At 66.9% G+C, this 14,968-nt stretch carries 10 protein-coding genes and 4 pseudogenes; 5 read left to right on the top strand and 9 right to left on the bottom strand.

The window, feature by feature from the left end; all coding sequences use genetic code 11:
- Positions 1-657: 657 nt before the first annotated feature.
- The gene (locus OG878_RS40740) at positions 658-1,677 is read right to left on the bottom strand and encodes a DUF4331 family protein (protein ID WP_328891746.1); all 1,020 of its coding nucleotides are present in this window, start codon (positions 1,675-1,677) and stop codon (positions 658-660) included.
- A gap of 280 nt (positions 1,678-1,957) precedes the next feature.
- Here OG878_RS40740 and OG878_RS42570 point away from each other — a divergent pair.
- Positions 1,958-2,128, top strand: a pseudogene (locus OG878_RS42570) (IS5/IS1182 family transposase); the annotation flags it as partial.
- Positions 2,129-2,490: 362 nt separating this feature from the next.
- On the opposite strand, the pseudogene OG878_RS42565 reads toward OG878_RS42570, so the two are convergent.
- Positions 2,491-2,703 (bottom strand): annotated as a pseudogene (locus OG878_RS42565) (IS630 family transposase); the annotation flags it as partial.
- A gap of 147 nt (positions 2,704-2,850) precedes the next feature.
- Entirely contained in the window at positions 2,851-3,633 is a 783-nt protein-coding gene (locus tag OG878_RS40725) for a uracil-DNA glycosylase (protein WP_328891745.1), read from the bottom strand.
- 152 nt (positions 3,634-3,785) lie between these two features.
- Here OG878_RS40725 and OG878_RS40720 point away from each other — a divergent pair.
- A pseudogene (locus OG878_RS40720) lies at positions 3,786-3,938 on the top strand (DUF488 domain-containing protein); the annotation flags it as partial.
- A 187-nt stretch (positions 3,939-4,125) separates the two neighbouring features.
- Here OG878_RS40720 and OG878_RS40715 read toward each other — a convergent pair.
- Positions 4,126-4,560, bottom strand: coding sequence for a hypothetical protein (locus OG878_RS40715; protein ID WP_328891744.1), 435 nt, complete (start codon positions 4,558-4,560; stop codon positions 4,126-4,128).
- Positions 4,561-4,975: 415 nt separating this feature from the next.
- On the bottom strand, positions 4,976-6,625 hold the full coding sequence (locus OG878_RS40710) for an alpha-keto acid decarboxylase family protein (RefSeq protein ID WP_328891743.1): 1,650 nt from the start codon (positions 6,623-6,625) through the stop codon (positions 4,976-4,978).
- A gap of 1,154 nt (positions 6,626-7,779) precedes the next feature.
- Here OG878_RS40710 and OG878_RS40705 point away from each other — a divergent pair.
- Entirely contained in the window at positions 7,780-8,682 is a 903-nt protein-coding gene (locus OG878_RS40705) for a glycerophosphodiester phosphodiesterase (RefSeq protein WP_328891742.1), read from the top strand.
- Between the two features lie 924 nt (positions 8,683-9,606).
- On the opposite strand, the gene OG878_RS40700 is transcribed toward OG878_RS40705, so the two are convergent.
- The gene (locus OG878_RS40700) at positions 9,607-10,440 is read right to left on the bottom strand and encodes a PIG-L family deacetylase (protein WP_328891741.1); all 834 of its coding nucleotides are present in this window, start codon (positions 10,438-10,440) and stop codon (positions 9,607-9,609) included.
- Between the two features lie 557 nt (positions 10,441-10,997).
- Between OG878_RS40700 and OG878_RS40695 the strand changes: the two genes are divergently transcribed.
- Positions 10,998-11,561, top strand: a complete 564-nt coding sequence (locus OG878_RS40695) for a dihydrofolate reductase family protein (RefSeq protein WP_328891740.1) — start codon at positions 10,998-11,000, stop codon at positions 11,559-11,561.
- Between the two features lie 72 nt (positions 11,562-11,633).
- Here the strand turns inward: OG878_RS40695 and OG878_RS40690 are convergent.
- Positions 11,634-11,936, bottom strand: a pseudogene (locus OG878_RS40690) (TnsA-like heteromeric transposase endonuclease subunit); the annotation flags it as partial.
- 171 nt (positions 11,937-12,107) lie between these two features.
- A complete protein-coding gene (locus tag OG878_RS40685; RefSeq protein WP_443049308.1) occupies positions 12,108-12,362 on the bottom strand; it encodes a transposase in 255 nt (84 codons plus the stop codon).
- A 93-nt stretch (positions 12,363-12,455) separates the two neighbouring features.
- Here OG878_RS40685 and OG878_RS40680 point away from each other — a divergent pair, with 93 nt between their 5' ends.
- Positions 12,456-14,300, top strand: coding sequence for a SpoIIE family protein phosphatase (locus OG878_RS40680; protein ID WP_328891739.1), 1,845 nt, complete (start codon positions 12,456-12,458; stop codon positions 14,298-14,300).
- Between the two features lie 126 nt (positions 14,301-14,426).
- On the opposite strand, the gene OG878_RS40675 is transcribed toward OG878_RS40680, so the two are convergent.
- Positions 14,427-14,912, bottom strand: coding sequence for a lipocalin-like domain-containing protein (locus OG878_RS40675; RefSeq protein WP_328891738.1), 486 nt, complete (start codon positions 14,910-14,912; stop codon positions 14,427-14,429).
- Positions 14,913-14,968 lie beyond the last annotated feature (56 nt).

Here is a 14,968-nt window from a genome sequence, read left to right as displayed (position 1 = left end):
GCATGAGCCGGCGACCGCTATGTAAAGGAGGAGGTGGCCGCCTGAGGGAGACGGTCGAACAGCGCACGCAGCACTCACGCGGCCGGGGGCGACCACAGCAGCGCGTCGCTGGTGATGCCGTGCCGGTGCAGGAAGGCGATGACCTGTGTGACGGTGGCTGAGCCGTGACGGGGCCCGGCGAGAGCCGCTTCTCCCGGAAGTAGGCGCGAACCCGCTGGTAGCCGCCCTGATAGCCAAGCGGCACAATCTCCTCCCACAGCGTCCAGGCGTTCGTGGAGCCTTGGTTCCAGCGGCCATCCAGGTAGGGCTTGAAGGCGTCGAGTTTGGATGGCCGGCCCTGCCACTGCCCGTGGAACAGGTCCTCAGGGGTGGCTGCGTCGGCGAAGAGCTTGACGGTGCGGGAGGTCATCCGAAGTTGGCGGCCAATCGCCCTTCGGCTGAGCCCGGCGGCCAGTAATTCGAGGACGGTCGCGTGGCAAACAGAGAGCGACTCGTCTGCCTCCGCTGGGTTTTCGTGTCAGTCCCCGAAAACGGTGCTCGGGCAGCTTCGGGAGGGGTGAGGAGGCGGACCCACGGCCCATCGGATCGGGGAACGGCTCCGCCGGCTGTGTCGGTTGGACCGTCGGAGCCCCGGGTGTGTCCTCCCGCCGGGATCCGTCAGGAGTCGGTTGCCGGGTGCGGGTCGCCGAGGTACGGGAACCGGTCCAGGGTGTCGGTGTGCGGCGTCAGACCGGTGGGCGGCGCCTCGTTCTTGGTGAGGAACGCGACGCGGATGTCGATGACGTCTTCCGTGAATGTCCGGCCGTTCGGGTACGCGGCAGGCTTGGACGGGTCGAAGTGCAGCACATCCGGCAGGAGGCCGTGCTCGTCGAGCGCGGTGATCGCCTCCTCACGCGAGTAGCCGCCGGTGTGACCCAACAGGTGGACGAACTGGTCCGTCCACCTGGCCCGGTCGTCGACCGGTTCGCTGGCGTTGTACTCCTCCTTCGTGTCGTCGGTGTTGAAGAAGCTGCTCATTGACGGGTGCCCGGCCCGGTCCGCGTGGACGAGTTCGCCGTCGCGCAGGACGCTGCACCGGCCCCAGATGTGCAGCTCGGGGTTGGGGGCCAGCTCCGCGGTCGGCAGTTCGACGGCCATGGAGAAGACGTTGGCCGTGGTGTTGGAGTCGACGCCGGTCCACGGGGACTTTCCGCCCAGGTGCGGCGCGGTGAAATTCCGCTTGCCGCTGGTGTCGAACAGATTCTTGATTCCGTCGAAGTCGAAGTAAAAGGCGTCACTGCGGCTACCGGCGGCCACCTTGTAGTCGCCGCTGCTGACCACGTTGGCCTGGGGGCCGAAGGAGACGGCGGCGTCCGACACGATCTTGGTGCCGACCGCCTCGGGCCTGCGGGACTCCGCACCGGTTGCCATGAAGACGCTGTAGGTCTGCGAGCCGTCGGATGACGGCGGGCTGAAGACCCAGCTCAAAGCGACGTCGGTCAGGTAATCGCCGTCGCTGTCGATGTTCAGGCGGTATACGGCATCGGGGTGCAGAGCATCGGCGTTGGGATTGGCGTTGAGGATGAGAACGGTCCTGTTCGGATCGCCGGGTGCCCCGAAGGCGTACAGGTCGCACAGATCCAGGCGCTGGTCGCCGAGCGGCGGTCCAAGGCTGAGGCCGGTGAAGTGGTTGGACATGTCGGGCCCTTCCATTGCTCGCTCGCCGGACAACCGCGAGAACGGTCGAACGGTCGTTCTGGGCGCGTGAGGTGCACCCACACCTGGGCGGTGTATCCACGCTAGCCGCCACAGCAGTCCGACCATCGAGGGCGAAGGCACCGTCGTCAAACAACGCTCGAATGGGTCACCGACAGGCGGGAAGTGACCGTCTCGCCGTCCGGGAGCAGGGTTGTCAGACAGCGCTGTCATTACTCGCCGGCCCCTTCAGTCCCCGCGTCGGCTGCTTTGGTCGCTGCTCAACGCCATCCTGAAGGAGTGCATGGCTCGCAAACTACGGACCAAGTCCGGCATGGCCGCCTACAGTCGTCGCAAAGCCATCGTCGAAGCCGTCTCCGGTCAGAACATGATCGGCCAGAACGCCCGCCAACTCCTCCTCCGGGGCGAGGACGGTGCCCGCAGCGGGTGGCGCCGCTCGTCCCAACTTCCGACACGCAGGAGCCTACGAAGCCCTTGCGCATCCCGTCGCAACGGACGGCACTGGCGCTCCGGCCGACTCACCGGATAGCGGTGGGGCCGAACCAGCCAACACTGCAGAGGAAACCTCGCTCAGGGCCTGAGCGAGGTTTCCTCCTCGGTCATGCTGTCCCTGTCATCGGCACATCCCTCAGGATGATGAAGGCGAGGAAGCGCTCCGGCTTGTGCTCATAACGCCGATGAAGGCGACGGCAGCCAGCCAGGGCACGCTCGCTGGATCAGCCGCCGAGGAGGTCCGAATTGGCGGATCGATAGTCCGCCGCCGAGGCAGCCCTGCGGCCCAGCGGTCACTGCGACTCGGTGCCTGCGGTGCAGAGAGCCGATGACCTTTCCGGTGGTCACCGGCGGCGAACAGGTTCGTGGTACCGGAGCGGCTCAGGGCCTGAATCTGCGACTTCTCGTCCACACACAGGACCAGGGCCTTCTCCGGCGGGTCGAAGTAAGGCCGACGACATCACAGACCCTGTGGATGAACGAGGTATCGGTGGACAGCTTGAACGTACCGGGTCTTTCATCTGCGTTACGGCGAGGTCATCCGCATCCGCGACTACATCGAAGCACCCATGCCCTCGTCGCCGTTCACGGATCAGCGGTCCGCAGCCTTTGACACGCGTCGACCGGCCCCGGTGAGAAGAGTTAGTCAAGGCTGGAGGAGGGTCACCCAGGAGGCCGACGGACCGCCACGTCGGCGATGTCGGCGCCGCGGTGCAGTACGTCGCGGAGCATGGCAGGGGTCAGTGTGCGGGTGGACAGGTTGCGCTGGCTCGGGTGGTAGCCGCCGAGCAAATGCAACACTCGTTCACTTCGGGCGTCGGTGAGCTGCGCGTGTGCGCCGTGCCCGAAAGCTGGGCGCGGACGAGGCACCTGCCAGCCGGTGGCGGTGAGGACCGGGAGCAGCGCCTGCCAGGCGAAGCCGCCGAGCACCACGATTGCGCGCAGGGTCGGGCGCAGGAGTTCCAGCTCCCGGGCGAGCCATGGCCGGCAGGTGTCGCGTTCGGTGGTGGTGGGGCGGTTGGCGGGCGGTGCGCAGTGCACCGGCATGGTGATCCGTACGCCGTAGAGCTTCATCCCGTCGTCGCGGTGCGTGGCTACTGGCTGGGAGGCCAGGCCGAGGTCGTAGAGGGCGGCGTAGAGCGCGTTGCCGGACGGGTCACCGGTGAAGATGCGTCCGGTGCGATTGCCGCCGTGCGCGGCCGGAGCCAGTCCGATGATCGCCAGCGGTGCGTCCGGCGGGCCGAAGCCGGGCACGGGCCTGGCCCAATACTCCCAGTCCCGGAAGGCCCTGCGCTTGACGTGTGCAGTCTCCTCCCTCCAGGCCACCAGCCGTGGGCAGGCCCGGCAGGTGGTCATGGCCTCGTCCAGTTCGCGCACGGAACCCAGTCGGGGGGCCATCACCGAGGGGAAGTCGTGGGCCTGCGTTGTCGTACGGCTGCCGCGCATGCTCGGCCTCCTCTCTCTCACCGGCCGGCTCGCCCGGGCGAGCCCCGCCGAAGGCGGTCACCGATAAAATGGGTGAGTCGGATGTGGGCGCGCGCGGCGCACCGCGGCCGCCCACCATCTCAGGCCGAGCGATCGATCTGGAAGGTGCCGTCATGGTCAAACAGATCACTTACCACAGAGTCTACGAGGAGACCTCGCCCAAGGACGGCAAGCGGATCCTTGTCGACCGTGTCTGGCCACGAGGCATGCGCAAGCAGGACGCACATCTGGATGAGTGGCTGCGCGATGTGGCCCCGTCAACCGAACCTCCATCGCCCGACGGCCTGGTGGACTGGCCACATTGAAGTTCCCCCTGCGCCGTCAGTCTGGCCGGGGACGAGGGACGTGGGCGGCTCGCGGTGCGGTTGCGGGGCCGGGTTCGCAGGACGGGGTGAGATCGGTGAAGTCGCCGTGTGGCTCTGCCAGTCCGCGAAGGTGCGGATCCGGTACGGATCAGATCCGGTTGCCGGCGTACGACCACCTGGCGTGCTGTTGGCACCGAGGCCGATGTCCAGGTCGGCCAGGGAAGGTTCCGGCCAGAGCGCGGACCGGGTCGTCGAGGCGCGCGAGGAGTTCGTTCGGGGCCAGGTTCAGGTTGGCCAAGGGTGTGCACGGCCGCACGAAGCCGCCCCATGGTGGCGGCCGTACGCACGCCGCGGCCGGGGCGCTCCCACTCACAAGTGCGACGCGGGCCCCCGGAAGAGGAATGACGTCGGTCCAGTCGTCGCCGGCTCCGGAGTAGACCATGTGATGAGCCCAGTCCACGGCCCGGGTGGCGGGGAAGCGCTGGGGCAGCATGCCTTGCTGCAGGGCGAGTACGGTGTTGCGCTCGCGGACGTAGCGGCGACCGTGGTCCAGGGCCACCGCTGCCCGGCCCGCCAGGTCCACAGCGAGCGTGAGATCGCCGTCCCCGAATGGGCCCTTCGCCGTACCCCACCGGTAGAAGCAGACCGGTCCCAGGGCGCGGTCGCGGACGACGATCGAAGCTCGGCTTCTCGCTGGCCAGGCGTACGAGGGGCCCGGATGAATCGGATGCTGCGCGCTCGGCCTCCGCGGTCTGCCGGTACCGAGCGGCGCGCCGACAGCGCGACCAGGTCGCGCTGTCGGCCGAGATGTGTCGCGACAGCGAGCTCGTCTTCGCGGGTGTGGCATGTGACGAACGCCGGGTTTCGAATGTACGCACGAGCTGATCAAGCCCGACGTCGCTTAGTGAGCAGGGCCGTTCCGCGGAGACCGTGGCTCGTCCGGCGTTCGGTTTTGACGGCCGGCCCCGGCCTCACATAGGAACGCTCGTGCACGATGCTCAAGTGGAGTAGAGCGTCGCAGTGTTCTCGTGCAGTTGCTCGGCCATGGGCGGAGCCTCGTAGGTTGCGGTGACGACCTCGATGTAACAGCCGGTGTCGGCCTTCGCCGCGGTTTCCATGGCCTGGTCGAGTTCGGCGGATGTGGTCACGCGAGCGGTGAACCAGCCTTCGCAGCCCAGGACTTCCGGCAGTTCGGAGTACTGCCAACGGGCGACGTCGTTGTAGGAGATGTCCGGGTGAGCGCACAGCAGGCGCTCGATCAGGTAGCCGTTGTTGTTGAGGATAAACACCACCGGGCGCAGGCCGTTGCGCCCGAACTGGCTGATCTCCTGCGCGGTGAGCTGGTGGGATCCTTCGCCGGTGATCAGCACGACGCGTTGATCGTCCTTGGCAGCGAGGGCTGCGCCCACCGCTGCGGGGGTGGCCCATCCGATCGAGCCCCACAGGGTCTGATTCTGGAACGTGGCGTCCTGAGGAAGTCGGGTGAACGCCATCCCCAGGGACACGGTTCCAGTTTCGGCCACAAGGATGTCGTTGGGCTTGAGGAAGCTCTCCCAGCGGGGGTAGAGGTTCTCCGCGGTGATGGGGTCGTCGCCGCTGCCGCCGGCCGCGGGCATGCGGACCACTTCTGCCGCCGGACGGGGCCACTGCTTGTTGGGCAGCTTCTCGGTGAGAGCGTCGAGGAGATCCTTCATCTCCACGCTCTGATACGTCATGCCGTCGACGCGCACGTAGTGGTGCCGGATGTCGATCGTGCGGCCGGGGTCCAGGTTTGCGGTGAACGCACCGGTGTTGAAGTCGTTCATCAGCGTGCCGGCCATGATGACGACGTCACCGTCCTCGACGAATCGGCGCACGCCCTCATTCATGAGCTTTCCGTCGTACATGCCGAGGAACGAGGACTGGTCCTCGTCCAGGACCCCCTTGTCGGACATCATCGTGGCGAAGGGCAGCCCTGTGGCGTCGAGGAACCGCTGGAGATCCTGGTTCAGACCGGCGCGGGAGACAAGGATGCCGGGCAGGACGCAGGCGCTCTTGGCTCTGCCGAGCATGTCGCTGATCGCCTGTGCGGCGGCGTCCACCTGCGCGGGGTCGCTGGCCGGGGCAGGGATCGGCTGAGCCTCACCGACCACGGTCATGTTCGCCAGGTCGGAGGGGAAGGCCATGTAGACCGGGCGACGGTGGTAGAGCGCCGCCGCGATGAGGCGCTCGGTCTCGGCTGCCACGTTCTGAGGGGTCATGATGGCGCTGGCGCAGACCACTGGTTCTGCCATCTTGTGGAACAGGTTGAACTCGCCGTTGCCCAGGGTGTGGTGAACGATTGAGTGGTGGGCCTGGACCGGCATCGCCGGCATGCCGACAAGGTGGAACAGCGGGAGGTGTTCGGTGTAGGCGCCGGCGATACCGCACATGGCGCTGAGCTCTCCGACACCGTAGGTGGTGCTCACCGCCCCCACGCCGTGAACGCGAGCGTATCCATCAGCGCTGTACGCGGCGTTGAGCTCGTTGCAGCTGCCGACCCACTCGACGTCCGGGTGCTCGGCGATGGCGTCGTTGACCGGGAAGGCGTAGTCACCTGGCACCCCGAAGACGTGTTTCACGCCGATGTCGCGCAGGCGGTTCAGCACGTGCTGGACCACGGTTGTCATGAATGGCTCCTTTGCCACGAGCGGCCACCGTTCCTCCGGGTCAGCTACTCACCGGCGACCTGGAGTATTGGGTGCCGCTTTGCCTGAGTGATCTACAAACACGGTTCGCGCGGTGGCGCTCATGCTGAGCCGAGAGCGGTGGCACAGGTCCGACCGCGGACATGACGGCGACAATGAGTCGAGTCCACGCGCGCGACACTCCTCCCGGTGAGTGCCCGGCCCGCTCTACGCGGGTCTGCTCGTCAGCGATCCGCCGCAATGCTCTACGGCAGAGCATGCGGAATAGCCGGGCAATCGACGTCGTTCACCATGCAAATAACGAACATAGTTATTTTTATGTCGAATAGTGGTCAATTGCAGGAAAGCCGCTCATTTCGCCCGAACCGTAACTCGAATGGCACCACCTTTCCCCGGACGCGCTCACGCTTGAGTTGTTGTTCGTAGGGGCCGTGTCGAACAGGCCCTACTGGCCTTGTGGTCATACGACGCAGGTCCGACGAGAGCGACGTGGGTCCGCCGTCGCACCAGTACACGCAGGACATTCGCGCCGGCCGCCGGGGTCGGACGGCAGGCGCTCGCCACAGATATCAGGGGCTCGGATCAGGCCGATCGGAACCAGTACTGCTTTGGCCGTCAGCGCCAGTTCCTCTTGCCTGCACCGGACTTCGATCGTCTCAGGGGGGTCGGCGCCCGCGGCAGCCGCATGGCCGATCAAGCGGGCCGAGATCCACAGGCACACGCCGATGCGCCGACGCTCCCGCGGGAGTTGCATCGCACGTAAGCGACGGTGCCGGGGCATCGCCGATGCCGGCCGCGGTGCTCCGGGAGCCGCGCATCGCCCCAACTGGTCTGCTACTCCGTGCGTGGCCGGCGGCTCGGCGGCGGGTTGGCCCTGAAGGAGGTGCGTCTGGAGGGAACCTGCAAGGACATCTACGACGCGTTCGACGAAGTAGTGGGCGGCGCCGACGTCACCGAGCTCAGTGCTGCGCAGATCGAGCGGCTGCGGGGCTCCCGCGCGCTGCACATCCCGTCCGGCACCCGCGGGACGGCCCGCTCTCTCACCGCGGCGAGTGGTGAGCGTTCTTTCCACCCCGGCACTTCGGCGGCCCAGCTCCTCTGCGACTATCTGTGCGATCTACTCAAGAGGAGATTGGATGCTCACACGCATCTACATATGCGTGGCAGGAATGGTCCTGGGGCTGGCAGCGGTGCTGCTGGTGACCTCCACGGCGACTGACGCGCCCGATCGCGACGGTGTAGCGAGCGTGGCCCACCGGGCCGGGGCATACCGGGCCCCGGAGAACACCTTGGCCGCGGTGGATGCCGCGCGGGCGGTGGGCATCGACTGGCTGGAGAACGACGTCCAGCGCACCAAGGACGGCACGCTGGTCGTCATCCACGACAAGAGCCTGGCCCGCACCACTGATGTCGAGAAGAAGATCCCGCACGGCGCGCCGTGGAACGTGGCGGACTTCACCTGGGCGGAGATTTCCACCCTCGACGCCGGCAGCTGGAAGGGCCGGCAATGGGCCGGCGAGAAGATACCGACCCTTCAGCAATACATGCGCCGCGTGGACAGCAACGACCAGCGGCTGGTGCTGGAGATCAAGTGGCCCGAGCTGTATCCGAGGCTCACCGAGGACACCCTGAACGAGCTGGACCGTCTGGGCTGGCTCAAGGGCGACCGGGTGACCGACCGGCTGATCGTCCAGGCCTTCGACACCGGCACCCTGAAGACCGTGCGCGCCCGCGCTCCCGAGGTGCGCACCGCCCTGTTGTCACGCGATCCGGTGGCGAAGGACCTACCCCGGTACGCCGAGGTGGCCGACCAGATCCATATGAAGTACCTCAAGGTCACTCCTGAATACTTCAAGGCGGTCCATGCCCTGAAAGGTCCGCACGGGCGCCGGCTGAAAGTCTTCCTCTGGACCGTCGACGACCCGCGGCGCGCGGTCGAGTTCGCCCGGTGGGGCGCGGACGGGTTCATCAGCAACCGCCCGGACCTGCTGCAGAAGGCCCTGGCTGAAGCCGGCTACACCGCTGACGTCAAGGACTGACCCCGGACAGCCAACACCCGGCGGCCTTGAGGTCACACGCAGCTTTCGCGCCCACCCACCGACATCCAGAAGGACGGCTCGAGGAGGCGCGCTGCCCGGCGCGCATTCCCCGCATCGGTGCACCCGAGGGCGCACCGCAAAAGCGCCCCTGTGCGAAGGCCAGCGCGGTCAGCACCGACCGCAGCCACGGTGTCTCAAGACGCTGCGATAGGTCCAGTTCCAACAGCTCACGCAGGCCACGGGGCATCGTCGCGCCGAGTTCCCGAGCCTCGAGAGCAGACACAGGCACGGTTTGGTCCGACACGGTCCGCATATACAGCGCCGGGATTGACGTGCTGTCAATGAAGTAGGCACTGGACGTAGCCGAGGCATTCCTGGCCCAGGACTGCGAAGGCTGGAACCCGGACACGATGCGGCTTGTGCATGAGCAGGCTGTGAGACCGCGAAGGCGGCCCACGCCGTTGACCACCGGCCGGAACTTCGGCACCGAGCCTGGTGCTCCAGCTGGGGACGTCGACCACATCTGAGCTGGGTCAGCCGTGCGTCGGCGATCGCAAGTGCCTTCGGCGTGGTGCGGGCGATGCAGGGGCGGACGAGAAGCTGGAGGGATGCCTGGCGGTGTCCCATCGCCCGAAGCCGATGCCACCGCCAGGCTCGTGCCTGGCCTCTTCACGGCCCATGGCAGCCGTAGGGCTTGAGCCGGGCCCGGCGCCCACGGGGGAGGCCACCAAGCCCGGTCATTTGGTCAACATGACGGGTCGGGCGAGGCAATGCTCCGACTCCCCGCAGGTGCCGACCAGGATCGCTCCCTCGGCTGACCGTGCGCCCTGTTTTCGTTGGGCCGCAGTGTGCCTCCGGGTGTGTGCGACCCGCTCGATCACGCTGTGCGGTCGATGCGCTTTCCCGGCCGGTCGGACGGGCGGATCAGCGCAGTCCGGCGAAGAGGTCGTTCTCGGGTATGGGCGCGCCGGTGGCGTCCTGGACACGTACGAAGGTCTCCATGCCCATCAACTCGCCGAACCTCTCCGTGCCCATCTTGAGGAAGAAGATGTTCTCGCCCTGACTGGCGTGCGCGGCCAACGCGTCGAACTTCTGACCGCTGAACGCGGTGGTGTCCACCCACGTGGTGATGTCATCGTCGGGGAGGCCGATCTCGGCCATCGCGGCGGCCTCGGCAGGATCCGGTTCCGGCATGTCCTCATGAAACTCGCGCATGATCTCGCCGAACCGCTGCATCATCGAGCGGGGCATCGTGGTCCAGTACACCTTCGGTGTCAGCGCGGTCATCTCCAGCGCCGCCATCGTGATGCGGTGGGCCTGGATGTGGTCGGGGTGGCCGTAGAAGCCGTTCTCGTCGTAGGTGACTACCACATCAGGTCGGTAGTGCCGCATGAGTTCCGCGAGTCGGGCCGCGCCTTCCTGCACGGGGGTCTGCCAGAAGGATCCGGGGGCGTCGTTGCTCGGCCAGCCCGTCATCCCGGAGTCGGCATAGTCCAGCATCTCCAGATCGCTGACCTTCAGGACGTCACAGCTCGCCTCGAGTTCTTGACGGCGCATCAAGGCGACCGACGCCGGATCGTGCCCGGGATCGCCCGGCTTGACTCCGCCCGGTCCGTCACCGCAACCGCCGTCGGTACACGTCACGAGAACCGTGCGGATGCCTTCCGCCGCGTACCGCGCGAGGACCCCTCCGGTTCCGGTGGCCTCGTCGTCGGGGTGGGCGTGTACTGCCATGAGCGTCAAGGGCCGGTCAGTCATGAAACAGTCCTCCTGCAGAAATACGTCTTGGTCCGAGTGCGCGGCGGGCGTACCGCGACTCCTGGGGCCCGGATCCTGGTGGTGCGGACGACCTTGTGGTCTCCGTGTTCCCCGCACGTGCGGCGCCGGTCCCTCGGTCGATGCAACCGTGCCGGCCGGACCGGCTGTTCCCGACGCGGCCGCTTGGCCTTCCAAGCGTCGGCGTTCAACGCGAACGAGGTACAGGCGCAACCTGCATGTCTCGGCGCCACGTCGGATCCGACTTCCATCCGGCACCAGCCGTGAGATTCCGACACGAAATTTGGGACACTACATCGCGTGTAGGGTCTCGCCGCCGATGACATGTCGATCTTCTGTGACCTGCTGGTTCTCTGTTGTCTCATCGCGATGTCACCCAAGATCAGTCTCAGATCGATGCCATTTCCTCGGCGGAACGATGAGTCTGCGGCTGAGCCACCGAGCACGAGGACTACATGCGAGCTCAGATCGCGCACCGATCAGTTTCCCGCGCCGCGCCGGTCTGTACGCGTGAGACCGACTCACGGAAGGCTGGCGCCATGCGGAAACTGATCTACGGCATGAACCTGACCCTGGACGGCTACATCGCCGCGCCCGGCGACGACATCGGCTGGAGCGTGCCGAGCGACGAGCTGTTCCAGTTTTGGTCCGACCAGTTGCAGGCGACCGACCTGTCGCTGTACGGGCGCAAGCTGTGGCAGACGATGAGCTCCTACTGGCCGACCGGCGACCAGCAGCCCAACGCCACCCCGGCGGAGATCGAGTTCGCGTGCCGCTGGCGGGACATGCCGAAGGTGGTGTTCTCCTCGACGACCGACAAGGTCGACTGGAACACCCGCCTGGTCACCTGCGACGCGGTCGCCGAGATCACCCGGCTCAAGGCCGAGGACGGCGGCCCGATGGACATCGGCGGCGCGACGCTCGCCGGGGCGGCCATGCGGGCCGGACTGATTGACGAGTACGTGCTGGCCACCGCGCCGGTCCTGGTGGGCGGCGGCACGCCGTTCTTCACCGCGCTGGACAGCTGGGTGAACCTGAACCTGGTGGAGACGCGGACGTTTCCCGGCGGCGTGGTCCTGACCAGGTACGAGACGAGGCGCTGAGCGCCCGTCACGCGACTCGACCGCCTGCCGGGTCCACGCGAACGTGAACGCCACCACTGGGGTGGACAGCCGGCAGTGCGGCTTCACATCCACCACTACCGGACCCTGCTCAGTGGTCAAGATGTAATCCGGGATGTGCTTGCGGACCTTCCCCTCGACTACGGACTTCAGCAAGAACGGCTGGGCCACGATGCCATGGACCGAGGCGTCGAAGCCGGCGAACAGCAGACGCGCAAGCACGAGGCGTGACTCGTACGAGACATGGCCCCGCTTCGTGGCTGACCAGTAGGTCCCCGCGTAATGCCGCTGCCCCTTGTACCAGCGAAAGGCCCGCCACGGTGAAGCCGAGCGCAAGAGGTCGACTGAATCCGTCATCCATATGCGGTCTTCCAGAACCGCACCATCGCTGCAGCGGACACTGAACATGACGTCAGGGCTGGTCATCGATGCCCCCATGGCGGTCGGTGGTTGATGAGGCGCGCTGTTAGAAGACTCATGAAGATCTTGGTGAGGGGTTGTCCGGCCGTAGCCGGGCGGCCCTTCGGTCTATGTGGTGGCTGGGTTGATCGTCCAGGTGCTGCCGGTGTGGGTGAGTCCGGGGTTGATCAGTCGGCGGAGGTCGAGGGCGGCGGCTCGGGTGTGGAGCCAGACGTTGTTGGCGATGGTGCCGCGGTAGCGGAGTTTGCGGTTGCCGTGGTGGACGAGCCAGGCGACTGCGCGTTCGACCGGTGGTCGCCAGCGGCGGTAGTCGGCTTGCCAGTCGCCGCCGCCGCTGGTCAGGTGACGGAACCTGGAGTGCACGAGCCCTTTCCGGGGGCGTCGCAGCGAATAGACCGGAATATCATGGGAAATGATCGTTTGGGCCATCGCTCGATGATTGTCAGGGAGCGGCAGATGGACACCTGGGACGAACTCAATCGGAGGGCTACCCCTTCCGCTCTTTTGACCCTGGACGGCACCATCCACTCCCTCAACGCCTCGATGGCCGCGACGCTGGGCAGGCCGGCGGAGCAGTGCGTAGGTCATGACTTCCTCGGTTTGCTGCCCGATACCCAGCGGGCCTCAGCCGTGAGTCTGCTGACTCACGGGGCGACGACGAAGACGGTCGCGATGCGTGTGCTGGAGTTCTCCGGGCCGGGCAGTGCGTCCGTGGTCAGCCTCATCGAGGCCCAGCCGGTGGAGGATCCGGCAGGTCGCGAGCGGCTGGTGTGGGTGTACTCGGTGGACGCGCGAAACGACCCGGGCGGGCTACTGATCCCGTTCCGGCTGGCGGCCGCGGCCGCGGACCTCGGTCTGTGGATGTACTCACCCCAGGAGCATCGGCTGGATTGGCTGGGTGGCGCACCCGCCCTGGCTGTGCTGTTCCCGCATGCCTCGGCGTCCTTGTCCAGGGTTGTCCGGCGCGTTCACCCGGACGACCGGGAGGCCCTGGGACGGCTCGTGCGCTCGACGGCCGCCCAGTCCCCCTGGATCAGCCTGCGGTTCCGTACCGAGAACGAGGGGTGGCACCATTTGGCCTGTCAGATCCGTCGGATCCAGCTGGGTTATGGCGGCCCTGAGCAGGTCTTCGGGGTGATCCGGGACGACACCCGGCTCGAGGCGAGCCGACAGAAAGCGCTGGTCACGCTGGCTGCCGAGCGGCAGCGTGCCGACGAGATCGCCGACTTCTCCGCCGCCCTGATCACCGCCACCACCGAGCAGGAACTGCAGCAGGTCGTCCTGACACGGGTCGCCGCGACTTTCGGCGGTACGGGTGCCATGCTCGCACTCGTCGACAACGAGACGCGGCGTCTATCCGTCTCCTCCGATGCCAGGGTCGACCCGCGGCAGGCCGACGACATGCACGGACTGTCGCTGGATGAGTCGGGACCGCTGACCTACGCGATCCGAACCGGCATGCCGCAATTCATCCCTAACCAGGAGGAATACGTTCGTCGCTGGCCGGGGGTAGTCAGTGCTCCGTGGCTCAGCTCCTATGTCGCCACGTCGATCGCCCCCCTCAGCCCGGTCGGCGAACAGCCGCTCGGCGCCTGGGGGGTGATCTACGACATCGAGCACCACGCGTCCCCCGACGAGCGCGCCCTCATGAGTACTCTGGCCGACCTGGCAGGCCAGGCACTCGAACGCATCCAACTGCAGCAGGCCCGCGTCGAGCTGGCCACGGCGCTCCAACAGAGCATGCTCCCCACGCTGCCCGAACACCTCCCGGGCCTGGAGGTCGCCGCCTGCTACCAGCCCAGCCGGGACGGGCTCGACATCGGGGGAGACTGGTACGACGCCTTCGTGATGCCCGACGGTGCAGTGGCCCTGGAAATCGGCGACGCCCAAGGGCACGACGTGGGTGCGGCCGCCTTCATGGGACAGGTACGCGGCTCCATGCGCGCGATCGCCGCCCACGAGCCGGACCCCGGAACCGTGCTGAGGCGCACCAACCAGCTACTCATTGCGATGGACGCACCACGGTTCGCCAGCTGCACCATGCTGCATATCGATCCGCGCAACGGGCAGGTCACCGGCACCAGCGCAGGCCATGTCCCTCTGCTGTGCGCACACGACGACGGCAGCCACGACATCCGCGAGCTGCTGGGCGGTCCGGTCCTGGGAGTCCTGCCCGACACCCACTACTCGGAGGAGACCTTCACGCTGGAGGAGGACACCGCGCTGGTCATGGTCACCGACCTGTCAAAGTGGTCCGGGCACGCCATGGCGATCCGGCGACAACAGCAGGCCGGCCCCTGAGCTCCCCGTCGAACAGGCCTCGCCCGCGTGCAGGTATTGGTAGTTCGCGACGACGGCCGAATCGGATTTCAGCCGCCGTCGACAGTGGTGGCGCTTGCACGCCGACCGAAGAAATGCCTTTTGAGGTCAGGCCAGCCTGCTCCAGGTGAGTTCGGCTGTCCGTTGCGCACCCCACAGACGGGTGGGAGTGGTGACGCTGAGTTTGAGGAGCGACCCTGCGAAGCTGACCTTCCGCACTTGGGGCTGTCCGATCCAGTTCGGGAAAAGGCTGGTGGTGACGTGGTGTTCGATGGTTGTGGGGTCGGTGACCTCGAACGGCCCGCCATAGGAGAGATAGTCGACCGCTGCCTGGGCCAGTTCGTCGGTTGCCGCGTCCTCAAGGCGTGCTGATCTCATGGGTGGGCGGTCGCCGCGCGCCAGCTGGGCGGACATGTATCCGTCGGGGGTGTAGACGATCAGTCCGTTCGGGGTGAGGCCAAGGGGGTGGATGACCTCACCGTCGGTGCTCGTGGCGGTGTACGACACCAGTCGCCATGCGCCAAGAAGCTTTCTGCGAACCTCTTCGCGGGCCTCGCCTTCGCTGCTTGCGACCGCCTGGCCGGTGGCTGTCATAGAGGGGATTCCTTTCGTCCGGGATACCGAATGGGCCCCATTCGGTGAACGGGACC

This window comes from Streptomyces sp. NBC_00316, assembly GCF_036158715.1.
Classification (GTDB): Bacteria; Actinomycetota; Actinomycetes; order Streptomycetales; family Streptomycetaceae; genus Streptomyces.
This window is presented reverse-complemented; position numbering and strand designations above follow the sequence as displayed.